The following is a 24,709-nucleotide window of genomic DNA, read 5'->3' on the forward strand; positions in this document are numbered from 1 at the left end:
AATTTAAGTTAGCCACGACCTCATCCACTAGTTTTTAACCAATAAATATTTATCTAACTCAGCCTGTGTCATTACATGAATAGACTCAGCTGGTGCAGCATTGATGGTAAAGAAATAAAAGTCTGGGCCTAACTCGTTACCTAGCATCTCTCTAAAGTACGTTAGCTGTGCACCATGCGCGGGATCTGACTTTTTCAGCAAGTGCGCAGATTTTCCATTTTCACAACACCACGCATGTACGCCGACTTTACCGCCTGTTGTATATTCACGTTTGAAACCTGCCGCAAATAAATCAACGCCGCCAGAGTTCACATCGCCATTTTCACCGATATTCGTCGTTAGCTGCGCCTGTCGAATAAGACGGCCGGTATGCATATTGATGGCATCGTTAATCGAACCATCAATATTCAGTAAAAATAGTTTTTTAACTTCCGGATTATTCGCGATCATCTCAGAAATCTGGACATAGGTTTTAGTGCCCAAGGTGCCATTTAATACTGCTTCGGAGCCGCCAATTTCCAGCGTGCTATTACCCGCAGACAAAAACGATTCGTTGATAACTAAGCGAACATTGTGCAATCCGCCAGTGGATTTATTTTCGACTTGACCGTCATAGACATAATTATCACCTGCTGACGATATTTTAATAGCATCTGTTGCGCTAACTAGCTCCTGAGCGATTGAAGGGTGACGCACAGAAATGTTTGCGATTGGCGACTCTTTATCCATATCAAACCCAAATGTGACAAAGCCAGCACCTGCGTCATAACGGGCAATGATTGACTTTTGCTCTGGGCCAAAATCCCAAAACGTCAACTCATATTTCTTGCCTTCAAACTGAAACTCCACATCAGCGATTTGTTGTTTGTATTTCTCGATATACTCTGCAACTTTAGCTGGCGCGATATGGTGAACCACCGCCGTTGATATTTGCTCCGTGGCCTCCTTTTTAGCGTCGCTGCTTGAACTACCACCACAGGCTTGAATTAAGCCCGATAGCACCAACGCTACCGCAATTTTTTTAGATTTATTCATGAATACCTCTCATTAGATTATTTTGTATAAATTATACTGATGTGACTAATTGAGGCGACTGAAGAAATGATGCTAATTTGTAATTGGCGCTTACACTTCCTTACATTTTTCAAATTAGCTTTTAAGATGAGAAACCCCAATGTCCTTATTGGGGCTTAGATGAAGAACTGTTAGAAACTGTACGCTAGCTGCGCCACAACCTCACGTGGTGCACCTGGGAAATGGCCATTGCGCTTGCTAAATCCACTTACTGCGTATTCCTTATCAAACACGTTGTTAACGTTAATGCTTAATAACACATCATCAAACTGCGTTGTCCAGCTAACATCAAACACCGTGTATGGTTTTACACGTTGTTCATCAAAGCTAATTTGCTCACTGACGTAATCAGCGCCAAAGGCAAATGATGAGTCAAACTGCTCGATGTTGTATCTAAACCACAAGCCCGCTTGGTGCTTTGGTGCATTCACAAATTTATTGCTATCAAGAGAGTTGCGATCAACCCCTTCAACAATTTTGGTATCGTTGTAGGCGTAGTTTGCTGTAACACTTAGGTCTTCGAAAATATCACCAACCACAACAATTTCTGCACCGTCACTTTCTACTAAACCAAAGTTGCGAATAGGCGAAATATTCGGTGTTTCGTCACTGTCGATAAAATCAGGGTTCGATTGAACTAGGTTTTCTTTTTCAATTTGATAGAAAGCAATCGTTGTTAAAATACGACCATCGAACCACTCTTTCTTGGCACCGATTTCTATTTGATTACCCGTTGTAGGTTCGATGCGCCCTAAGCTCTCTTCAAAATCATCGGCACTAACCGGTTTGAAACTTTGCGAGTAGTTAACATAAAGCGAAGTATCAGCCGCTGGCTTATAGGTTAATCCAGCGCGATAGCTTACGTCACTATCGTCATAACTCGTGCTTCCCTTATCGCTGTCGGTTTCTTCAAATTTATCGAAACGTGCACCTACCATCAGCATCCATTGCTCAGTTAGCTCTACCATATCTTGAACGTACAAACTGCTGCGAGTGCGCTCTAGTCCGTCACGGTTCATATCTTTGAGTTTATAGGTGCTTGGATCAGTTAGCCCGTAGTTTAAATCAAAGATATTAAGGTTTTTAACGCCGTCTTTTTCATAACGGGCGCGGAAATAATCGTAGTCGGTTTCAATGTCGTGGAAATCACCACCAAATAAAATCTGATGCTCCATATCCGCCAATGTTGTTTCATAAACAAAATCGACAGTTAAACTAAGTTCGGTGTTAGCGCGGTATTGATCGCGATATTCACGGCGAATAGTACGGTCATTAATATCCGCTTTGTCATCACCATTCACGTCCACCCAAGAGCGAGATTCGTGATACGCCTGCTCGCGTTCGTTATCCATATAACGCACAGTAACATTCGACGATAATTGGTCGCTAAAATCGTGCTTGAGATTTGACTGCAATACCAAGGCTTTCATGTCTTGAAAATCAAATTTCTCATTGGCGTTATAAGACGGATCAACAAGGAAATTACCATTGTCATCAACTGGTACACCGCGTAAACGGTTACCACCTAGATTTTGCACTATGTAATCGAAGGTGAAATCTACAGTGGTCGCTTCATCAATGTGATATAGCAGACCACCGGCAACTTCAATATTCTCTTGATCGGCGTTGTTTCTAAAACTGTCCTGTGCTTCGTAGAAAGCACCAAAACGATAGGCTAAATCTTCGGTAATGCCATCGGTAATATCAGCAGAAATACCTTTTAGCGCGAAGTTGCCAAGGGTTAAATTAAGATTCTTCTCAGAAGAGAACTTAGGTTTCTTAGTCACATAGTTAATCATTCCACCCGGCTCACCGCCGCCATAAATAGCTGCAGCAGGACCTTTTAACACTTCAACGCGCTCAACGTTAAACAGTTGAGGAACGCTAAAACCAGAGAATGGGTCACCGCGCACACCGTCGTAAAATACATTGCCGTCATCGCGGAAACCACGGAAGGTAACGCCAGAATAACTAAACTCACTCACACCAGCGATTGAGCGATATAAATCAGTAATATCACGCGCTGCTTGGTCAATAATAAGCTGCTTACTAAGCACCTGTGCCGACAGTGGAATATCGAGTAAATCAGCGTCAACTTTAGTACCAACGGTGGTTTGCTGATCGAGATAGAAGGTTTGCGCGCGTCCTTTAACTTCAATAACTTCAGTAGCTTCTTGAGATTTTTCAGTTGCAGTAGCGGTATAAGATGAGGCAAGTGATAGCATCACTGCGCTGTAGATTAAGCTTTTTTTCATGAGATTCAAATGTGCTTTGATAAATAAATTCAACAAGGACGCAAATGATAATGATTACCAACAACAATATCAATGAGAATTGTATACTATTTTCTTATAGGGTTATAAATCTAAAGAATGGAGTGGAAAGACGCTTGTTATGTATATAGAAATTCAAGCCAACAAAAAGCGCTGCAACAACCGATAAGTTGATGCAGCGCTATTAGTATTAAATTAACTAATTCCTCTTCTGATCGCAGAGTAAGAAATTAAAGTACTAAAATTTGTACAGGAGGTTTAAAGATAAAGAATCTATTGATTTAGTGTCGCGGTATTCAACATTAGCTTGTACCTCTTTAGAAAACCAATAACCAAACTCTGCGCCGTATGTAAAATTAGTTTTATTTTCAACTTCTTGCACATGTTCACCACCTATTGAAAAATCAAAATAAAAACTATCATACATCACAACGTTATATGTTAAGTCTAGCGAAATATTCTTTGAATTTTCATCCTTAATATATTCGAAAGAATGCTCTTCTCGATTGCCATTATTTGGATTAGTAATAATACGAGAGCCTTTATACTGACCATCAAAATTAGCACTTGAATATGCAATAGAAATATCAATATTTGAAAGTTCTGTTAATTCGAAAATTTTGCCAACTTTAAGTCGAATCACAGAATAGTCGACATCAAAATTCCCCGCCTCTACCGTAGCAAAATTTTCGTATTGTGTTTCTTTGTCACCGCTGCTTGAGAAATAGCTTGCTTCTAAATAAAAATCACCAATCTCTTTATTAGCAACTACTTTAACTCCTTTGGGTTGGAGTGAAGCGATCCAATTGACATCAACCTGTTGATAACCAATTTGAACGAAGTCAGTTTTAGACGCCCATGAATTTGATGCTAATAAGAAGGTAAGAATAAGAGAGTAAATAAGCTTCACTATATTTCCCTGTTAATTTTTGTCCTGAATAAAACGCACATACTAAGAAAATTATCATATAAATCAAGCAAAAAAATCACTTAACGAAACAAGTCTTTGAGTAGAGTTTTCCAACTGGATAAGTCCAAGATCTATTGCCACGAGTAATCTTGCACCAATCATTTTCGAATTTTCGTTTCTTATCTATCTGAATAACAGCAAAGCCTTTAGAATCTGTCATAACTAATTCATCAAAATAAATCTTTGTGCGCTTAAACATAAGCTCTGAATACATCAATAATTCCATTGATTCTTCAGTACAAGGTAATCCGAGTGGTGTTTCTAGATACACTTCTATCGTGGCAGAGATTTTATCAAATTTAATTTTTGGCGATGGTAACCAATCATTGCGTAATCCAGCTTTAAACTCTTTTATTAATTGCCTTGTCGCATATTCATCACCCATTTCGGCTTCAATTTCGCCAATACAGCCCCAACAATTACCACCACAATCGACCGATAGCGGGTCATGTTCTTGGTTTAATATTCTGTGGCAAATGCTGCAATTGACGGTCATGATTTGTAAAGCTGATTACCTTGATAAGAGAAAATGACTAAGTATGTATAAAATCAGTTATCACTCTAGCTTAATGGCTTTTTCTCAACTGCATACACGGTGGTATGATTTATTGAAACAATGTTCCAACTGCTGAGATATATTGGGGTTCTTTTCGATATAATCGGCCATCATTTCGAAGAAACCCTCGATATTGTTTTTGTCATATGGTCTGACGTGAACTTTCGTTATTACTCGATGCAATATCTCATTTAGCCATTTAACTCTATTTAATTTTTCTGCATCATCTAATTCGTCGTCACAAAGATACATTCTTATAGATACGGTCAATGAGTGAGCTAAAACTCGAAAAAAATCACATCTTTCAACTTCAGAGAAATTCTCGATTTTTGCGATATAAGTATTGAGAAGAATACCAAACTCCTTTTGAAAGCTAGCGATAGTAATCGCTAAAAATATCGGCAGCTAGTTTACGTATTTTTTCAGGCTCGTTATAGCTTCCTTTTGAAAGATTTGACGTAAATACTCCATGAAATCACTAATTTCCAATTTATGAGTGTCACACAAATTTTCTGAAATTTTAACGGCCTGAGGTCAGGTTACATGCGCTTGTTAAGCACAAATGGTAAAGAGAGATTCATTATCAGGCCACTCTCCTTCATATGTATAACACTCTAGCGTTGATACTCGCCCCTCTTTAAACCAGAGCAAAACACCAGCGCCAGCCTCTAATTCAGGGTGCTCCAGATGTATTTTAGGAATTTCCTCAAATGGTCTATTAGTTTTACTAAGTAGTGGAGTATCAACAGATACCATAATATTTGTAAAAAGGCCCACGCCTGTATAATCTCGATCAATCACACTAGCATCAACTAACTGCTGCTTAATGATATCTTCTTCAAGATCTCCTTCTATAAGAGTATCCAAAACGGATTGTTCGAATTCGCTCAATTTCATAGTTACTTGTGCTTAACGCCTCTCTAATAAGTGAACCATGGCTGGCGGGCGATTCGCTCAGCAAATGGCGTGAAAGTTTTAGTAAATCTTAATTTAGAGGCTTGTTAGTAGGTTCACGTCGAACAAATGCGATTATCACAACACTCCAACTATAAAGGTAAACCAATGGCCAAATCATCCAAATTAAAATTGCTAAGAGTTTACTTGTGCGCTTAAAACAATGATAAGACGAAGTCAGCCAAATCGCGAAAGTAAAGAACAAACCTTGATAAAGTATGATTACTTCCCACCAATACATTTCATCGGAAGTTAATGAGTGATCGAAGAACCTTGGATCGTCGATGTAGCTCAAAACGAACATATGCCCCCAAAGTGCTAAACTCCCTACGGTCATTAATATGACAAATTTATAGTTATCGATAAATCTCATATGCCTACTAACAGCTTAATATGCGGAAGCTGGCGCGATAAATGTTCGCACCAAATTCATGGTAAAAACGAAAGATAAATTAAATATCTAATAATTACAATCATTTAAATTAGTATAAAACAAAGAAATGCGTGAAAGGCGGAAAGAATCCAGATAATAAGTAGAATTAGTTTGTTAAGAAGGAAATAGCGGAAAAGCAACTATAGATATTGCTTAGAAATGAAAGAACCATAACTATCTAACGACAGCATAGTCGAACGAAAAGCGAAAACTATAAAAAGTTAATCACCAAATCCGCATCCTTGCGAGATTACGCATAAGTATCTAAACCGCCATCATCCTTTTTCGACGATGGTTGTTTTTCTTGCTGCTTGTCCACGGTGTAAGTTGGCTCTTCGCCAGTTAAGGTGGTCTTCTCTTCTTCGACAATGCCCTTTTTATTGGTTTTGTCGATTTTCTTTATGCCCTCTTTCGCTGGCGTAACGCTATTGCTCATAGGGCGTGGCAAAATTGAATACAACAGATCTTGTGACATGTGCTGCTCCTTTCTTAATCCACTCTGGTTAGACTCAGTTAAACGTAGCTAGTAACTCTTTGATGTTAATACCTTGTTATCGGCCGAAATTCGATTGTCTTTATTTTATTCAACAACTCGACTAAATGAGTACTGTGTCCCACTAATTAATAAATTGCTATGGCATCTTTTATTTATTTCATTACAATAGACGTCTAGACGTAAAAACACCTTTTTAAATTTTAACGGAAGGCTTTCTGCTATGGCACAACACCTTTTCACTTCAGAATCAGTTTCTGAAGGTCACCCAGATAAAATTGCCGATCAAATTTCTGATGCCGTTCTTGATGCAATTTTAGCACAAGACCCTAAAGCACGTGTAGCGTGTGAAACCTACGTAAAAACTGGCATGGTAATGGTTGGTGGTGAAATCACTACTTCAGCTTGGGTAGACATCGAAGAGATCACTCGTCGCACAGTTCGCGATATTGGCTATGTTCATTCAGACATGGGCTTTGATGCTGACTCTTGTGCAATCTTAAATGCTATCGGTAAGCAATCGCCTGACATTAACCAAGGTGTTGACCGTGAAGATCCTAAAGATTTAGGTGCGGGTGACCAAGGCCTAATGTTTGGTTACGCAAGCAATGAAACTGATGTATTAATGCCTGCGCCAATCACCTACTCTCACAAGTTAGTAAAACGCCAAGCACAAGTTCGTAAAGACGGTACATTGCCGTGGTTACGCCCTGATGCAAAATCACAAGTCACTTTTGCTTATGAAAATGGCATTATCACTGGCATCGATGCCGTTGTTTTATCAACACAGCATTGTGACACTATTGGTCAAGATGATTTAGTTGAAGCGGTAATGGAAACTATCATCAAGCCTACTCTGCCTGAGAAGTGGCTAACTAAAGATACTAAGTACTTCATTAATCCAACTGGCCGTTTCGTTATCGGTGGTCCAATGGGCGATTGTGGTTTAACTGGTCGTAAGATTATTGTTGATACCTACGGCGGCATGGCTCGTCACGGTGGTGGTGCTTTCTCTGGTAAAGATCCATCAAAAGTTGACCGCAGTGCAGCATACGCAGCGCGTTATGTAGCTAAGAACATCGTTGCAGCTGGTCTTGCTGATCGTTGTGAGATCCAATTGTCATACGCTATTGGTGTTGCTGATCCAACCTCAATCAGCATCGAGACATTCGGCACAGCGAAAGTTGACGAAGCAACATTGATTCGCCTAGTACGCGATCACTTCGATCTACGTCCATATGGCCTAATCGAAATGCTAGATTTAAACCGTCCAATCTACCAGCCTACTGCGGCATACGGTCACTTTGGTCGCGACGAGTTCCCTTGGGAGCGCACAGACAAAGCTGAAGCATTAAAAGCTGACGCAGGTCTATAGTCTCAAGTTATTTAGAAAGCCAGATTGTGATGCAATCTGGCTTTTTTTATGCCGAAAATTCAATAGAAAGCATGAGTTAATTTTCTTAACCCTCTCTTAACTCCATATTTCTTACACTCACTTCACATTGTAATTTGTGAGGTTCCAGTGAAAAGATTATCTCCCTTAGCCATTGTTATTGGTTTACTGTCGATTCAGGCGTGCTCTACGTTTGAAGACGTAGATTATGCCAATCGTGCCAACGAAAACTTAGCGACCTTTGCCAAAAGCTCATTAGTTGAGCAACAGTCTAGCGTGACATTAGCGCAGGTTATTGCCATTGATGAAGTTGATGAACTCATTGCCATCGCGCTTAAAAACAATCCTAATCTGCAACAAACGCTACTAAGTTTTAAAATTGCGCAGCAGCAATCTGGGATCAGCGATGCCAATTTATGGCCAAGCGTATCAGGCAACATTAACGCGAATAAATCTGAAAACAGCAGCACAAGTTACAACACTAGCTTAGAAATAAACTGGACTCTCGATATTTGGCAACAGCTGAGCAATGCCAGTGATGCCTCGTCAGCGAGTATGCTGGCGTCTGGTCACGCTTATCAAGGTGCTAAAGATTTGTTGGTGGCTAACGTTATTAACGCCTATCTCGGTTTAGTGCAATCAGCACAATTAATTGATATTGAAACGGCACGTGTTGAAAAACTCGCGACTAATGAGCAAATCATTATTAATCGTTACCAGCAAGGATTAATGGATCTCAAAGAGTTAGATACGGCTAAATCGAATACTCAAACCAGCCGCGCTACTTTGGTTAACTATCAGGCGCAATATCAACAAGCGCTGCGTAATTTGAGTTTGTTAACTGGCGTTGCGTCACAGGAATTGAGTTATCGTCGAGACTTCCCTCAAGTTGAATTACCGCAAGCAGAAATTACCACCGAGAATATTGGTCGCAGGCCCGATCTGCAACAGGCGTACCAACAGATTATTGCATCGCAATTCCAGCATAAAGTCGCTTATAAATCTCTGCTGCCATCGTTGTCTATAACAGGTTCGCTCAATGGAAATAATACTAGTCTGCATGATGCGCTATTTGGCTCATCGACGTGGCAATTGTTAGGTCGCCTGTCTGCGCCAATTTTCAATGCTGGTAAACTCACCAGCGAAGCAGAAATTGCCAAACTCACCACTCAGCAACGTTATTGGGGATTCCAACAACAATTGCTCACCGCAATCAATGAAGCTGACAATGCCATTGCTAACGAAAAGAGTTTGAGTGAGCAGTTGGCACTGACGAAAGACGCACTGGCAAATGCTAAGCGCAGCGAAGCCAGTTATATCAACCGCTATCGCCAAGGCACAGTGACCTTAGTCGATTTACTACAGATCCAACAACAAACATTTTCACTTCAAGCACAGGTTACACAGCTGACCTATCAACAATTGACCAATCGCGTATCACTTGGCCTTGCATTGGGATTAGGAGCTTAACGCTATGACTATTATTAACAAAAAAACGGTAATTACCTCGGCTTGCGTGGCAAGCATTTTTCTGGCGATTAGCATCAATGGTGCGCTTTCTGCCAACCAAGAACGTACGCCGCCACCGAAAGCCCCCGTGCAATATCCACAAGTCTCGGTGTCAACGGTGCAATCAACGTCACACCGAGCAACCGTTAGTGCTTATGGTGAAGTGACTTCACGCAACAAACTATCACTTACCTCTCAAGTCAGTGGCAAGGTTGTGACGTTAGCGCCGAATTTTCTAAGCGGCAAAGTATTTAAGCAAGGTGAAGTCATTGCTAGTCTCGAAACCATTGAATATCAACAAGCAGTCGCCAATGCTATCGCGTCTCTGGCTGATGCAGAGCTTGCATTAGCTCAAGAAGAGCTCAACGCCAAACAAGCGGAAGCTGAATGGCAACAATCAGGATTAGCTGATCATCAAGCCTCTGATCTCGTGTTAAGAAAACCGCAGTTGGCTGCGGCAAAGGCCAAGTTCGAGCTGGCGAAGCAATCGTTAGAGAAGGCGGAGTACGATTTATCGCAAACGAAAATCACCGCGCCATTTGACGCGCTTGTTGTCAGCAAAGCTATTCAAGTTGGCAGCAATGTGCAAGCAGGCAGTGAAATTGCGGTCATTTATGACATTTCACTATTTGAAGTTGCCCTACCATTATCAACTGCACAATGGCAGTCACTTAATCAAGGCGACAAATCAGCCTATGCTCATTCGGCAATTACCTTGAGCGATGATGCTAATAACCTTCAGTGGCCAGCAACGTTTAATCGGGTCGAACAACACATTAATGCCAACAGCAGACAGCGCTCTTTAATTGTTAATGTCAGCAACCCATTAGCGCTGGCGACACCGCTGTTTCCAGGTACCTTTGTAAAGGCTACTGTCGAGGGAACAACCGTCGACAACTTATGGAAACTGCCAGCATCGGCCTTAATTGACAATCATACAGTGTGGCAAATTAGCGATGAGGATTTATTAAGGCCCTTAGCAATTGACGTTGTTTTCTCACAAGACAATGCGGTTTACGTGAGACCTAAAGCGCAGATCAGTCAGGCGAAAATCGTCAACCGTCCGTTGGCAAGCTACTTAACCAACATGAAAGTCGTCCCACAATTAGAGGAGGTTCTATAATGGAGTCTCATTCACCTCAACGCGGCATTATCGCGTGGTTTGCGGGCAATAGTGTCGCAGCCAACCTATTGATGATTTCCGTGATAGTACTCGGGTTACTCTCGTTTAATCAGCTGCGTAAAGAAGCATTTCCACCGTGGGCAACGGATTCAATATCTATCTCGATGACCTACGACAGCGGCGACGCCAAGCTGTCTGAAGAAGGCATAGCCATAAAAATAGAAGAGGCGCTAGCGACTGTACAAGGCATAAAACGCGTTACTTCAACGTCGAATGCTGGCGGCGCTAATGTAACCGTTGAATCGAAATCTAGCTACGACTTAGATATTCTTCTGCGCGATGTAAAAGCGAAAGTTGATGCAATCTATAGCTTTCCTGGTGATGCTGAAAAACCTGTCATCGCTAAGCAAACATCGCTTGAGCATGCCTATTCAATCAAGATTTATGGCAATAGCGATCGCCGTTCGTTGCAAGCAATTGCCGAACGCCTAAAAGTTGATTTATTAGCAGAATCATCCATTTCTAATGTGTCGATTAAAGGCAAGGCTGAGCCAATGATGTCGATTGAGCTCGATGAACAAAAGCTGCAGGCTTATGGTTTGTCATTTTCTGATGTCGCTAATATCGTTAATAACGAATCGAGCACTGGTATTTCTACCAGCCTGCGTAACCAAGATAAGGTGGTACGCTTAAAAGTTGCTGAGCAAGCTTACTTGCAACAAGAATTTGCTAACTTACCACTGCAAACACTTAGCGACGGCTCAATCGTACGTTTAGGTGATGTGGCGACTGTGAGTGATGAATTCTCTGATAGCACCTTTGTTGTGGGCCGCTACAACGGTATGCCGGGTATTGGCGTAGAAATTAATGTCGATGAAAGCGGCGATGTCTTAAAAATTATCGAACAAGCCGATAAGGTGGTTGCTTCATGGCAGGAAAGCGCCCTGCTGCCACAAGGCGTCAGCATTGAAACGTGGAATGACGGCGGCGCTTTGATCCGCGATCGCTTAGCACTGTTAATTAAAAATGCGCTTTCTGGTATCGCATTGGTGTTCATCGTTTTAGCGATATTCTTAAATTTACGCGTTGCCTTTTGGGTAACAGCGGGCTTGCCGTTCATTTTCTGTGGCACCTTGTTCTTTATGACGGGGAATTTCACAGGCATGTCGATTAACGAAATGACCACCTTTGGCTTTATTCTCGCCCTCGGGATTGTGGTGGATGATGCGGTTGTGGTTGGCGAAAGTATTTATGCCACCCGTAAAGCACAAGGCGATACCTTACAGTCGACGATTGCAGGTACAAATAAAGTCGCCGTGCCGACCATTTTTGGCGTCTTAACAACAGTTGCCACCTTTGCTGCCTTAGCAAATGTTGAAGGCGGTATGGGTCAGGTTTATTCGCAGTTTGCTGTGATAGTGACGATTTGTTTACTGCTGTCTGTGGTGGAATCAAAACTTATTTTGCCTGCGCATTTAGCGCATTTAAATACTCACCGTAAACCAAGCACAGGTTGGCGTAATCTATGGCCGCGGATCCAAGCGGGTGCAGATAATGGTTTGAATTGGGTCAACGAGCGCCTATACACACCTGCAATTGAGCTTGCGGTAAATTATCGATATGGCGTTTTAGCTGGCTTTATTACTATCTTTATTTTAGTGATGGGCATGACGCAGCACGGTAGCGTTCGATTGGCGTTTTTCCCTGATATTCCGGGCAGTACCATTCGCGCAAGTCTTTCTATGCAAAATGATGTCAGCTTTGGACAAACTCACAAGAACCTGCTCGCTCTAGAGCAACAAGCTCAAGCTGCTGATGCAAAACTAATGGCGCAGTTTGATAAGCAAGGTACTGGGATCGATACCATCGAAGTTATTGGCGAAAGTGATTTATCAGGCGCTATCAGCGTTGAGCTTGATAAAGGCGCGCCTTATTCGCTCAATGACTTCACGCGCATGTGGAAGGAATTGGCAAAACAACCTGAAGGTGTGCGTAAACTCGATATTCGCAGCGGCTGGGGTGGCGGTGATAATTTCAGAGTTGAATTAAAAGCATGGAATGACGAAACCATCCGCGCTGCTGGTAAAACGATTAAATCTGCGGTGAGCGAAATCGCCGGCGTAAGCTCTATTGATGACAACTTCGATTCGGGACAGGCGCAATTAAAGTTCACGCTTACCGAACAAGGAATGGCGTTAGGACTAACGACGCAAAGTTTATCACGTCAGGTTTTACAAGCCTTTGGTGGCGAAATCGTCCAACGTTATCAGCGCGGTAAAGACGAGGTGAAAGTGCGTATTCGTTATCCACAATCTCAGCGCCAAACGGTTAATGATGTGATGAACGCCATGGTGAGATTGAGCAATGGTCAAACAGTACCATTAACAGCTGTGGCGGCGGTACATGAAGAATATCAACAAAACGAAATCACTCGTATCTCAGGATTACCAGCGGTGTATGTCAGCGCGCGAGTCGATAAAGATGTCATTTCTTCAAATGAGCTAGTGCAGCAGTTAGAAAAGTCTGTCGTGCCACAATTATTGGCAACCTACCCTGACTTGAAAATTCATTTTGCTGGCGAAGCGGAAGAGCAAGCAGAAACTCAAGGGTCGATGACGCGTTTATTCATCATTGCAATGGGCGCCATTTATATCCTGCTCGCGATCCCACTGCGCTCTTATGTTCAACCTGTGATTATTATGATGGCGATTCCGTTTGGACTAGTCGGAGCGATTTTAGGTCACTGGTTAAATGACATGGTGCTAAGCATTTTATCGTTCAATGGTATAGTCGCGCTCAGTGGGGTTGTGGTTAACGATAGCTTGTTATTGGTGTCTCGTTTTAATGCCCTGAAAAAAGACAATGTAATAGAAAAAGCTATTACCATGGCGTGTACAAGCCGTCTGCGTGCCGTGCTATTAACGTCAATTACAACCTACGCTGGCTTAATGCCGCTGCTTAGTGAAACGTCGGCACAGGCACAATTTATTATTCCAGCAGCCGCATCATTGGGCTATGGGATCTTATTTGCCACTGTTATCACATTGATTTTAGTGCCATCATTACTGATGATTCATCAAGATGCCTTAAATCTCATTGCAAAAATCAAGGCGCTTTTTACAAAGAATGAGGAAGTGATGCATGAGCATTAGTGTGCTATTGGTTGAGGACGATATCGATTTGGCCTCAACCATCGTTGATTATCTCGAAATTGAAGATATCACCTGCGATCACGCCGCCAATGGCGTGCTCGGTTTAACACTGATTGAGCAAAATAACTACGATGTTATTTTGCTCGATATCAATCTGCCACGACTCGATGGCCTGAGTGTTTGCCAGCAGGCACGCAACGCCAGCAATGAAACGCCAGTGTTGATGTTAACCGCCAAAGATACCTTGGCGGATAAAATTGCTGGTTTTAATGCGGGAACGGATGATTATCTCGTTAAGCCATTTGAGATGGACGAGTTAGTCATCCGTATAATCGCCTTATCAAAACGGCGCAGTAAACAAATTACCACGCTTGCCATTGAAAACTTAACCTTAGACTTGCAAACAAAGAGTGCACGCAGCGATGTTAAGGAGCTTAAGCTCACGCCGATAACGTTCAAGCTATTAAAAATGTTTATGCAAGACACCAACGAACCAATATCACGTGAGTCGTTAATGCGAGGTATTTGGGGAGATTTTCAGCCCGATAGTAATAGTTTGAAAGTGCATATTCATCACCTGCGTAAACAATTCGAACGTTGTGATGTGCATGCCGCTATAACCAATAAGCCGGGCCTAGGTTTTATCTTACACGGCACCAAACAGCTGTAGTTTTAGAGGACTCAAATGAGTATTCGCACCTATTTATTTGCTTCACTCGCTGGATTAGTTCTCTTGATCTCAGCATTTTTGTCGTTTCAAAGTGCCAAGATTTTTATCGGCGCCTTTCAAATGGCCAGCGAAGATATCATGATAGAGCTGGGTTTGGACTATCACAGCGGTAAGATTACCGAGCCGCAAGTGCTCGATTATTACATCACCTCTGATTGGCAACAGGTGCCGAGCCAAATCAAACGTCACTTCCCATCACCAGAGCTAAAGCCGTTTACGCTGCATACGCGATTTATTGACTGGAACTATATATCGCCACCTAATCATATCTATTCATTGGTCGTTGTAAAAAAAGAAGGCTCTGCGGTTTATATCAGCCGTTATAAGGAAAATTTGCGCGATGAGATAGCTAAGGAACATCCGGATGAGTTCTTTATCGATCCTATGGTGATGATTATTCTAATCGGCAGCGGATTTTTCATATTATTTTTAGTAACTCTTTGGTTTGTGTTTAAAAAAGTGGCTCGCCCGATGGAGTCGTTAAGGGACTGGGCGAGTAATTTAACAATCGATAATATTAACGAACCTTTGCCTGCGTTTCGCTTTAAAGAGCTCAATGAGCTAGCAACACTTATTCACCATAACTACAGCTCACTAACAGCATCCGTTGAGCGAGAACGCAAGTTCTTGAGCTACGCCAGTCATGAATTGCGCACGCCTATTGCCGTGCTACGTAGCAATTGTTCGTTACTGGAAAAAGTCAATGCTAGCCCTAGTGACAAGGAGCGCTTAATCAGAGAACGTATTAATCGCGCTAGCCTCACCATGAAGTCGATGACTGAAACGCTATTGTGGCTAAGTCGCGATGAAGCTGAGGAGATGCCAACCGACGATATCGAGCTTGGGCAGCTCATTGAGCAGTCTTTCGATGAATTAAATTATCTTACTGCAGGTAAATCGATTGAAGTTGCCATTGAGCGAGATGATTCAGTGATTAATTTAGCGACCACGCCAGTAACCTTGGTAGTCAACAACTTGATTCGAAACGCCTTACAACACACGCAACAAGGGACTGTCGCTATCCATCAAGCTAATGATAAAATTATTATCACCAATGTTGAAACCGCAGGCACACATCAACAATTTGTCAGTGAACTAGGATTTGGATTAGGTAATCAACTTATTCAAAATCTAATCAACCGTTTTGGCTGGAAATTTGACAAACAAGTGACCGATAATCAATACAGAGTCATGGTCAAGTTTTCGAGTCCAAATAACGAGGAAAGCTGATATCAAAGGATGTTCCCTCACCCACTGTACTTTGACACTCAATATGGCCACAGAGGGTGTGGTTTACTAAGTTGAAAATAATATGCATGCCTAAGCCGCTGCCACCTTTACCACGGGTGGTGGTAAAGAAAGGATCATAGATTTTTGACAAATGTTGCTTGTTGATTCCTTTACCGGTATCGCGGAATTTGAAGTGCACAGTGTCATTGTCTAATTTGATAACTAAACTAATCTTGCCGGATTGTTGAGGCTCAAAGGCGTGATTCAAACTGTTCATCACTAAATTGGTCACGATTTGCGACACGGCACTTGGCGAACTCAAGACGTCAAAATCATCTTCGGTGAAGAATTCAATGTCGATAGGACGCTTGCGCATGGTCGGCTGCAGACTCGTTAACACCTCTTGCACATAAGCCTTCATCTTAAATAATCGCGCAGCCTCGCTAGATTGATCAACAGCCACCTGCTTGAAACTACCAATAAGACCTGCCGCTCGTTGCAGGTTGTTCATAATGAGCTCTGAGCTTTCTACGGCTTGTGTCATATAGCCGTCGAATTCCTTGCGGGTCATTTTCTGCGCTTTGCTTTTCTCATCAAGTTCCTTCGTTCGCAAATCCAAATAGGAAGCGGCAGTTAAACTGACACCAATTGGCGTGTTGATCTCATGCGCAACACCAGCCACTAAGCCACCAAGCGCTGCCATTTTTTTGGACTCTAATAACTTCTCTTGCGTTGTTGTTAGGGTATCAAAGGATTCTTGTAATTCTTTGGTTCGAGATTTAACCGTTTGTTCGAGGTCACGCTGATGGCGCTCGAGTTGTTGTTCATGGGATTTTTGCTTAGAAATATTGGTCAATGACAAAATCATGCCACCGTGTTTATTGTTTTTATCGACACTCGCTAATGACACTAAATACCAGTTTTGATATTGCTCTAAAAAGACCTCTTCGTTTGATACTTTTTGATGCGTTTTTATGGCCTCACAGTACTTGCACTTACCGTCTGTACTTTTGGGGTGAAAGAATTGATGAACGTGCTTATACATAAGGACATCACGACTAAATGAAAACTCCTTAAGCACTGCGCGGTTGACCTGTGAAATAACACCTTCGCTATCAATTTTTATCGCAGAAGTAGGAATAGCATCATAACTATTGGACTGTTGAGAAAGCAGTTGTATTGGCTGTTTTAATGCGGTTTTGATAATGGCAATGTAGATGAGCCAAAATGAAACGAACTTTAGCAGATGCCCAAATACAAAGGCGGCGCCGTGGAAATCGCTATACAAGGTGAAACAGAATTCAGCAATGATTTTCAGCGCGATTGCCGCCTGTAAGTTTTGATACACACGCGGCGCTATTAACGCGCGTTTTCTGGCTAATAAAATCATCGCCAGCGCCATCATCGTCATAATGACGTATTCACCTGCTACTTTATATATCGATAAACCACCGTCTGCAAACATCTTCGGATATTCGACAAAGAAACTAGCTTTGGCACTGGCGATTATCATGGCGACAGCTGCAATTATCGCGAGGGGCTGGTTTAAACGGCGCCTAATCAGTAAGGGTGCAAACAGCAATGCAGAAGCTTCGAAAAATCGTGCAAACATCCATAATTTAACGGTGGTTTCTGGCGTTTTGGCATAATCAAATGGCATTCCTGTCACTGTGAATGCATGCATCAAGTCAATAACGGAAACCCCGCAATAAGAAATAGCGAGGAACAAGAGTAAGTCGTTTTTGATAAAGCTACGAGTGTTGGCTACAACCACAATCATCAATAGCCCGACAAACACAGACATTAGTTCGGCTAAGGTGTGAAATAGTAATACGCCGTCAAAGACGCGTAGCCCAATGAGCAAGCCGACAACAATAACGGGAAATGCAAATGACCTGATAGGCACCTATTTCATCCTCATATAAAACTCAATACCAATAAACGATATTTCTTATCCTAGTAATAAAATAACACTAATTAAATTAGACAACCATCGGATAGTATTATTTAATCTCTGCCATTAAATCGATAAAACTCTGTTTGACCATTACTTTTCAGGTACTGATGCCCATGACAACACAAAATATAATCACCGAATTTAAAAACAATGTCGTTGAACCACAATCATTCTATGGTTTATTCGACGACAACGCTCAAGAATGGCTGATCGTTGATGCTAATGGCAGCGAGGGATTTGATGCACTACCGCTGTTTTCAACGCCAGAGACTGCAGCTGCGCAACTAAGCGGCGAATGGCAGGACTTTAGTGTTTCTGAGATTACTGTTGATGATTGGTTGGAATTCTGGATGGATGATTTAAATAGCGCTGATATCGTCATCGGCATTGATTGGGGCAAAACCGATGACGTCATTGAGGTGAGTTTAAACGAATTTACGCAAGCGATAATGTCGATTGAGAAACTCACAAAGTAAGTCTAAATATATTTAAAAAGCCCATCGTGATATTGCTGGTGTGCGACAACTTCACCTAGTAATGGGGCGTCTATCGCTTGCTGCAAATAGGCTAGATTGTCATCGTAATATGGCATTCTATCAATCAGCTGATTCGCCACCCAGCCTTTAATTGTTAAGCCATCGGCTTTAATCGCCTCAATCGTTAACAGCGCATGGTTAAGGCAACCTAACTTCATACCTATCACTACAATCACTTCACACTGCTGCGCTTGCACAAACTGGCTTAACAGCTCTTTATCATTGAGAGGTAGTCGCCAGCCACCAGCCCCTTCAATCAAAGCAATATCACTATGACCACGTTCATGCTGCCACCAATTATTTAACGTGTCGATATTAAGCGCAGCGCCCTCTTTCACCGCCGCAATATGCGGTGCAATCGGCGGCGCAAAGCAAATTGGATTAATGCGCTGATAATCAAATTGCTCGGAGCTAGCATCAATTAGCGTTAATGCATCATCGTTTTTTAACTCGCCGTCAATTAACTCTGCACCTGCTGCAATAGGCTTGTAGCCAATCGCACTGCCTTGTTTGGCAAGGTGTTGCAGCAATAAAGCTGATACGAAGGTTTTGCCGACATCGGTATCTGTGCCTGTCACGAAATATACGCGTTGTTGATTCATAGTTACTTCTTTAAGTTCATGTTTTTCGCTTAAACAGGCTTTTTCAAGCTGCAATAAGCCACTTGATAAGTTGCGCTTAATCCGCGCTCAGTTCTAAATACTTCATAGCCCTGCTGAATTTTGCGCAAGGTGCTGCGCCCCATCAGTCCTTGAGATTTAGCGGCGGTGTTATTTGCGCCAATAGCCTTTAAATCTCGCATCAGTTCAAGCGCACTATCGTAGTAAAGTACTTCAGCCTGATTAGTGTATGAGGTCAGTTCAAACTGACTTTGCTCAATAACTTCTTTTAGGGCAAGTTCAGTTAGGAAGCTATTGATGTGTTGTAAGTCGTCCACCTGACGCCACGCACTCGCTAGCTCATAAAGCGTGCCATCGAGTAAGGTTGAAAAGTGAAATTCACTGCCCGGTGTTAGCACGCGATAAGCCTCTGAGAGCGCCTTTGATAGATCGTGCACCCATTGCAGCATCAAGCTTGAGAAGATGCCATCGACACTTTCAGTGTCAAGTGGCAGCGATTCAGCATCGCCAAGCAGCCAGTTAACATCAATATGATGATTGCGCGCTTTAGCAAACTCCAGCATTTGCGGCGCAATATCAACGCCAATTAGGCCAGATGATTTATCAGCCAACGCACTCGTAAAATAGCCGGGGCCAGTACCTAGATCCACCAGCTGATTAACGCGTTGTTGGCGCTCTAATAGCTTGTTGCCAACACGACGTTGCAGTGCCGCACCGCTGTCATAACTACTAGCACTATTGGAAAAGGCACTGCTGATTTTATCCTTATCGATTGCACTGGCGGGTGCGCTATTGTTATTTTCATTCAATAGAAATTGCTCATTGGTCATTTGCTACCTCTCTTGCCTCAATCAATGCCTTTACTAACGCATCAATATGCGAAAACTCATGATTCGCCGATAAGGTTATGCGCAGTCTCGCAGTATTAGGCGGCACTGTTGGTGGTCTGATAGCACTAACCCAAATACCTTGGGATTTTAGGTGATCGCTCATCGCTATCGCTTTATCGCTTTTTCCGATTATTATCGGCTGAATTGCGCTATGCGATGGCATCAATGCTAAGCCGTAGCGTTGACATTGTTGTCTAAAATAGTCGATTCGCGCTGCCAGCTTTTCACGTCTGCCCGTCTGTTGTGCTAATTCAATGCTTTTGATGGTTGCCGCAACCACAGGCATTGGCAATGCCGTCGAGTAAATATAATGACGACAGGTATTGGTGAGATAATCGATAACATCACTGCTTGCCGCAACGAAAGCACCACAAGTGCCAATAGCCTTACCAAAGGTTGCCATTAAAATATCAGGCGTAATCTTGGCTTCTGCGCAGGTTCCGCGTCCATCGCCATTAATGCCAAAGCCGTGGGCATCGTCTACCATTAGCCAACTGTCATGCTCTTTAGCTAAGCTTGATAATTTAGCTAAATCACCTTGATCGCCATCCATCGAAAACACGCCTTCGCTTACCACTAATTTATTGTCGTGATTGCTTTTGTCTAACAGTGTATGAAGACGGGTCATATCATTGTGAACAAAGCGTTGCATGGTAGCGGGAGATTGCATTCCTGCTTCCATGAGAGAGGCGTGATTTAGCTTATCTTGCAATAGTAAATCACCATCGCTCAGCAGTGCTGAAATCACGCCACTATTGGCGGCAAAGCCAGAGCTAAACAACATTGCCCGCTCGCAACCAGTAATCTCACAGATTAGATCTTCGAGACGTTGATGCAGCACGCTATATCCAGTCACAAGACTCGAGCCGCCACTGCCGATGCCATAGTCATTTATTGCGTTAATCGCCGCAGTTTTGACTAATGGATCTCTCGCCAATCCCAAGTAATCATTGCTTGAAAAATTAACGTAATCACGACCTTGTCGGCGCAACAAGATGCCATTACCACCTTCAACACTCGTCACTTGACGATGCAAGTGCTGTGATTGAAGCGCCGCCAGTGACAACGCTAGCCCTTTAAAACTCATTGATAGTAGTCTTAGTTAGCAGCGTCGTAAAACAGATTGTCTTTTTCGCTCATTTGCACCGCATCCATAATCGATGCTTCATAAGCTTCATCTGAATATTGACGAGTGCGCTCGGTATTGATACCTAGCTTTTTAAACAAGTTAACGTCGGTCGATTCTTCTGGGTTTGATGTCGTTAATAGCTTACAACCGTAGAAAATCGAATTAGCGCCCGCCATGAAACACATCGCTTGCATTTGCTCGTTCATTTTCTCGCGTCCCGCCGATAAACGAACGTGAGATTTAGGCATCATAATACGCGCCACTGCAATGGTACGGATAAATTCGAAATGCTCTAAATCATCAACATTTTCAAGTGGCGTACCTTTTACTTTAACCAGCATGTTAATTGGCACACTGTCTGGATGTTGCTCAAGATTTGCAAGCGCCATTAATAAACCGTAACGGTCGTGCTCTTTTTCACCCATGCCTAAGATGCCGCCACTACAAACTTTCATGCCTGCGTTACGCACATATGAAAGCGTATCTAAGCGATCTTGATAAGTACGGGTTGTAATAATTTGGTCGTAAAACTCCGGCGAGGTATCTAAGTTGTGATTGTAGTAATCAAGACCTGCATCACTAAGTTGCTGTGCCTGCTCAGCCGTTAACATCCCCAGTGTCATACAGGTTTCCATACCCATATCACGTACCTGACGCACCATATCTAATACGATAGGCATATCGCGATCGCGTGGGTTTGACCAAGCAGCCCCCATACAAAAGCGGGTTGAGCCGACAGATTTTGCATGTTTCGCCGCTTTAATAACCTTTTCAACTTCCAATAGTTGTTCTTTTTCAAGGCCAGTTTTATTGCGCGCCGATTGCGGACAGTATTTACAATCTTCTGGGCAAGCACCTGTTTTAATTGATAATAAAGTAGAAACTTGCACTTCATTTGGATTGAAGTGCTCACGGTGAACCATTTGTGCTTGAAACATAAGATCATTAAACGGCTGATTAAATAATGCCTCAACTTCTTTTAACGTCCAGTCGTGACGGATTGGTGTTGTGCTCATTGCTAACTCTATTATTGCTATTAAATTATTTGGCTAGGATACGTTATTGCGCTAACCTGTCAACCAAATGCAACTTAACAGATTTACATCTGGCGATACTTTGTACGATTGTAATTTAAATATTTGAGTTTTAGTATGACCCCATCTGATTTTAGTTTTGACAAAGAACACATCTGGCACCCCTACACGTCACTGATAGCACCGCTTCCCTGTATTGGAGTCGTTGAAGCGCACGGCGTTGAGCTAGTGCTTGACGATGGCCGCAGACTTATTGATGGTATGAGCAGTTGGTGGTCGACAATTCACGGCTATAACCACCCTCGACTTAACGAGGCGGCTAAAAATCAAATCGACAAGATGTCACATGTGATGTTTGGTGGCATTACGCATCCAAGTGCGGTGAGCATGTGTCGTAAGTTAGTTGAAATGACAGCTAAGCCACTCGATCGCGTTTTTATTTCTGATTCGGGCTCTGTGGCAGTAGAAGTCGCGTTAAAAATGGCTATTCAATATTGGGTGGCCAAAGGCCAACCTGAGAAATCACAGATGCTCACTATTGAGCATGGCTATCACGGCGACACCTTCGCGGCGATGTCGGTGTGCGATCCTGTCAATGGGATGCATGATTTGTTTACGGGAGTGCTTGCAAAACAGCGCTTTGCAACGGCGCCACAAATTGGCTTTGACGATGAATGGCGCGACAGTGATATTGCCCCACTTAAAGCGCTTTTTGAAGCACATCATCAGCACGCGGCGGCAATAATTCTAGAGCCAATAGTACAAGGCGCTGGCGGCATGCGGATGTATCATCCCAACTATCTTAAAGCAGTGCGTGAGTTATGTGACGAATATGATGTACTGCTAATTTGCGACGAAATTGCCACTGGCTTTGGCCGAACTGGTAAGTTATTTGCCTATGAGCACAGTGAAGTTGTGCCAGATATTCTATGCTTGGGCAAAGCGCTCACAGGTGGCTATATGAGCCTTGCAGCAACTATAACTACGGCTGCGATTGGGGAAATGATTTGTAAAACCAAAGCAGGTGTATTTATGCACGGTCCTACCTTCATGGGTAATCCATTAGCTTGTGCAGTTGCTACTGAAAGCTTAACGATGTTGCAAGAAGGCGATTGGCAAACTCAGGTGCCGCACATTGAATCGCAACTAAAACATCACTTTTCCAAATTTGAGCAGCTCCCTCATGTTCAAGACGTCCGCGTGCTTGGCGCCATTGGCGTTATCGAATTAGTTGAACCTGTTAATATGGCAACAATTCAAGCCGCGTTCGTTGAGCAAGGCATTTGGGTTCGACCATTTGGCAAATTAGTGTATATCATGCCGCAATACATTATTTCTGATGATGAATTAGAAACCTTGTGCAACGGCATTTATAAGGTGATTACCAGGGCCTGTTGAACTTTTTAGAATGAATTTTGTGCAATTGACAAGGCTTTTCGCAAGGCATGAGGAGCGACGCCTAGTTTACCTAGGCGAGCGACGAGAAACGTAGCGAAAATGTCTTGTCATTGCATCCGAACAATTCGCTGCAAAAACCTTCTCTAAAGACCAACAGGCCCTATTTTAAAATAAACTCAGCTCGCTTGGAAAATACTGCGATAGCTTGTTCAATGGTGTCGCAGTAATTGCTCTCACCACCAAAAGCCTTTTCTTGATGTTGCCGAATTCTGCGTAAACACTCATTTGGTATCACGTAAATACTATCAACACATCCGTCGCTTTTTGACTTTTGCTCCATCGCCGCTCCCATTTTTATTACTTCGGGAGAACTTAGGGCATCATCCGACATATAAATTATTCGAAACCATTGCTGGTAATCTTTTTGAGCTGATACTTTCTTGCGTTCTTTTACTAGACGTAAAATTCCTTCTTCATTAAATGCTCCCTGCAATTTATAAATTAAAATGTTTCCAACCCATTCAAATTCCACATTGCCATGAGCAATCATTGTTATCTCTCTTCATACATTTAGGCTTGTCAGTTTTATCGGCAAATGTGGTAAAAAATTTAACCATTTGCTATAAATAATTTAACAGTGAGGATCTTTTATAATGAAATCTTAGATTTACACTGTTATTATTAATTTCAATTCAACTTCTGAAAAGAGACAACAATGGCTGACGAAAATTTAGCATTAAAAAAAGCGGGTCTAAAAGTTACCCTTCCGCGTATTAAAATTTTAGAAATCCTGCAATTGCCTGCTAATCAACACATCAGTGCAGAAGATCTCTACAAAATCTTGTTAGAGCAAGGTGAAGAAATTGGTTTAGCGACGGTTTACCGCGTATTAAACCAATTCGACGATGCAGGTATCGTGACTCGTCATCACTTCGACAGTGGTAAGTCAGTGTTCGAGCTAAGCAGTAAAGAGCACCACGATCACCTAGTTTGTTTAACATCTGGCCGCGTTATTGAGTTCCACGACGAAGTGATTGAACAACGTCAGCGTGATATTGCAAAAGAGCACGGCATTAAGCTTACTAACCACAGCTTATACCTATATGGTGTGCCAATCGACGAAGACGGCGAAAGCTAATATAAATTGCAGATAACTAATCTGTTAATAGAAAAAAGAGCTCTTGGAAGCTCTTTTTTTATGCCTGCTCTAATTCCACAAGCAACATCACACAAAAACGCCAGACAAAAAAATGCC

21 protein-coding genes are annotated in these 24,709 nt (G+C 42.4%); 9 read left to right on the forward strand and 12 right to left on the reverse strand.

Annotation, left to right across the window (positions count from 1 at the left end):
- Positions 1-27 precede the first annotated feature (27 nt).
- The 6 genes from MHM98_RS11180 to MHM98_RS11205 form a co-directional block, all read right to left on the reverse strand.
- Positions 28-1,035, reverse strand: coding sequence for a hypothetical protein (locus MHM98_RS11180; RefSeq protein WP_239439354.1), 1,008 nt, complete (start codon positions 1,033-1,035; stop codon positions 28-30).
- A 170-nt stretch (positions 1,036-1,205) separates the two neighbouring features.
- On the reverse strand, positions 1,206-3,329 hold the full coding sequence (locus MHM98_RS11185; protein WP_239439355.1) for a TonB-dependent siderophore receptor: 2,124 nt from the start codon (positions 3,327-3,329) through the stop codon (positions 1,206-1,208).
- Between the two features lie 256 nt (positions 3,330-3,585).
- The gene (locus MHM98_RS11190; RefSeq protein ID WP_239439356.1) at positions 3,586-4,257 is read right to left on the reverse strand and encodes a hypothetical protein; all 672 of its coding nucleotides are present in this window, start codon (positions 4,255-4,257) and stop codon (positions 3,586-3,588) included.
- A gap of 76 nt (positions 4,258-4,333) precedes the next feature.
- Positions 4,334-4,813 carry a hypothetical protein gene (locus tag MHM98_RS11195; RefSeq protein WP_239439357.1) on the reverse strand — a complete coding sequence of 160 codons (480 nt, stop codon included), beginning with the start codon at positions 4,811-4,813 and terminating at the stop codon, positions 4,334-4,336.
- A gap of 612 nt (positions 4,814-5,425) precedes the next feature.
- Positions 5,426-5,770, reverse strand: a complete 345-nt coding sequence (locus MHM98_RS11200) for a hypothetical protein (protein WP_239439358.1) — start codon at positions 5,768-5,770, stop codon at positions 5,426-5,428.
- Between the two features lie 740 nt (positions 5,771-6,510).
- Positions 6,511-6,735 (reverse strand): hypothetical protein, encoded by a 225-nt coding sequence (locus MHM98_RS11205; RefSeq protein ID WP_239439359.1) that lies wholly within the window; start codon positions 6,733-6,735, stop codon positions 6,511-6,513.
- 241 nt (positions 6,736-6,976) lie between these two features.
- On the opposite strand from MHM98_RS11205, the gene metK reads away from it, so the two are divergent.
- The 6 genes from metK to MHM98_RS11235 all read left to right on the forward strand — a co-directional run bounded on the left by metK (position 6,977) and on the right by MHM98_RS11235 (position 15,890).
- The gene (metK, locus tag MHM98_RS11210; protein WP_239439360.1) at positions 6,977-8,128 is read left to right on the forward strand and encodes a methionine adenosyltransferase; all 1,152 of its coding nucleotides are present in this window, start codon (positions 6,977-6,979) and stop codon (positions 8,126-8,128) included.
- Positions 8,129-8,275: 147 nt separating this feature from the next.
- Positions 8,276-9,616, forward strand: a complete 1,341-nt coding sequence (locus tag MHM98_RS11215; RefSeq protein ID WP_239439361.1) for a TolC family protein — start codon at positions 8,276-8,278, stop codon at positions 9,614-9,616.
- Positions 9,617-9,620: 4 nt separating this feature from the next.
- The gene (locus MHM98_RS11220) at positions 9,621-10,778 is read left to right on the forward strand and encodes an efflux RND transporter periplasmic adaptor subunit (protein WP_239439362.1); all 1,158 of its coding nucleotides are present in this window, start codon (positions 9,621-9,623) and stop codon (positions 10,776-10,778) included.
- Positions 10,778-13,930 (forward strand): efflux RND transporter permease subunit, encoded by a 3,153-nt coding sequence (locus MHM98_RS11225; protein WP_239439363.1) that lies wholly within the window; start codon positions 10,778-10,780, stop codon positions 13,928-13,930. Before MHM98_RS11220 ends, MHM98_RS11225 begins: the two co-directional genes overlap by 1 nt.
- Positions 13,920-14,600, forward strand: coding sequence for a response regulator transcription factor (locus tag MHM98_RS11230; RefSeq protein ID WP_239439364.1), 681 nt, complete (start codon positions 13,920-13,922; stop codon positions 14,598-14,600). Before MHM98_RS11225 ends, MHM98_RS11230 begins: the two co-directional genes overlap by 11 nt.
- Before the next feature lie 15 nt (positions 14,601-14,615).
- Positions 14,616-15,890, forward strand: coding sequence for a sensor histidine kinase (locus MHM98_RS11235; RefSeq protein WP_239439365.1), 1,275 nt, complete (start codon positions 14,616-14,618; stop codon positions 15,888-15,890).
- Here the strand turns inward: MHM98_RS11235 and MHM98_RS11240 are convergent.
- Positions 15,856-17,796 (reverse strand): MASE3 domain-containing protein, encoded by a 1,941-nt coding sequence (locus tag MHM98_RS11240; RefSeq protein WP_239439366.1) that lies wholly within the window; start codon positions 17,794-17,796, stop codon positions 15,856-15,858. The two genes, MHM98_RS11235 and MHM98_RS11240, sit on opposite strands and share 35 nt — an antisense overlap.
- A gap of 164 nt (positions 17,797-17,960) precedes the next feature.
- Here MHM98_RS11240 and MHM98_RS11245 point away from each other — a divergent pair, with 164 nt between their 5' ends.
- Positions 17,961-18,323 carry a DUF2750 domain-containing protein gene (locus MHM98_RS11245; RefSeq protein WP_239439367.1) on the forward strand — a complete coding sequence of 121 codons (363 nt, stop codon included), beginning with the start codon at positions 17,961-17,963 and terminating at the stop codon, positions 18,321-18,323.
- Between the two features lie 2 nt (positions 18,324-18,325).
- Here MHM98_RS11245 and bioD read toward each other — a convergent pair whose 3' ends face one another.
- The 4 genes from bioD to bioB are packed head-to-tail and all read right to left on the reverse strand — an operon-like array spanning position 18,326 to position 22,038.
- Positions 18,326-18,985 (reverse strand): dethiobiotin synthase, encoded by a 660-nt coding sequence (gene bioD, locus MHM98_RS11250; protein WP_239439368.1) that lies wholly within the window; start codon positions 18,983-18,985, stop codon positions 18,326-18,328.
- A 29-nt stretch (positions 18,986-19,014) separates the two neighbouring features.
- The gene (gene bioC / locus MHM98_RS11255; RefSeq protein ID WP_239439369.1) at positions 19,015-19,833 is read right to left on the reverse strand and encodes a malonyl-ACP O-methyltransferase BioC; all 819 of its coding nucleotides are present in this window, start codon (positions 19,831-19,833) and stop codon (positions 19,015-19,017) included.
- The gene (gene bioF, locus MHM98_RS11260) at positions 19,823-20,980 is read right to left on the reverse strand and encodes an 8-amino-7-oxononanoate synthase (RefSeq protein WP_239439370.1); all 1,158 of its coding nucleotides are present in this window, start codon (positions 20,978-20,980) and stop codon (positions 19,823-19,825) included. Before bioF ends, bioC begins: the two co-directional genes overlap by 11 nt.
- 11 nt (positions 20,981-20,991) lie before the next feature.
- Complete coding sequence (gene bioB / locus MHM98_RS11265) at positions 20,992-22,038, reverse strand: biotin synthase BioB (protein ID WP_239439371.1); 1,047 nt, start codon at positions 22,036-22,038, stop codon at positions 20,992-20,994.
- A 135-nt stretch (positions 22,039-22,173) separates the two neighbouring features.
- On the opposite strand from bioB, the gene bioA reads away from it, so the two are divergent.
- Positions 22,174-23,454: an adenosylmethionine--8-amino-7-oxononanoate transaminase gene (gene bioA, locus MHM98_RS11270; protein WP_239439372.1), complete on the forward strand. Its 1,281-nt coding sequence runs from the start codon at positions 22,174-22,176 to the stop codon at positions 23,452-23,454.
- A 160-nt stretch (positions 23,455-23,614) separates the two neighbouring features.
- On the opposite strand, the gene MHM98_RS11275 is transcribed toward bioA, so the two are convergent.
- Positions 23,615-24,004 carry a hypothetical protein gene (locus MHM98_RS11275; RefSeq protein ID WP_239439373.1) on the reverse strand — a complete coding sequence of 130 codons (390 nt, stop codon included), beginning with the start codon at positions 24,002-24,004 and terminating at the stop codon, positions 23,615-23,617.
- Positions 24,005-24,169: 165 nt separating this feature from the next.
- Between MHM98_RS11275 and fur the strand changes: the two genes are divergently transcribed.
- Positions 24,170-24,592: a ferric iron uptake transcriptional regulator gene (gene fur, locus MHM98_RS11280; protein WP_239439374.1), complete on the forward strand. Its 423-nt coding sequence runs from the start codon at positions 24,170-24,172 to the stop codon at positions 24,590-24,592.
- Positions 24,593-24,709: the final 117 nt, after the last annotated feature.

The organism is Psychrobium sp. MM17-31 (assembly GCF_022347785.1).
Lineage (GTDB): Bacteria > Pseudomonadota > Gammaproteobacteria > Enterobacterales > Psychrobiaceae > Psychrobium.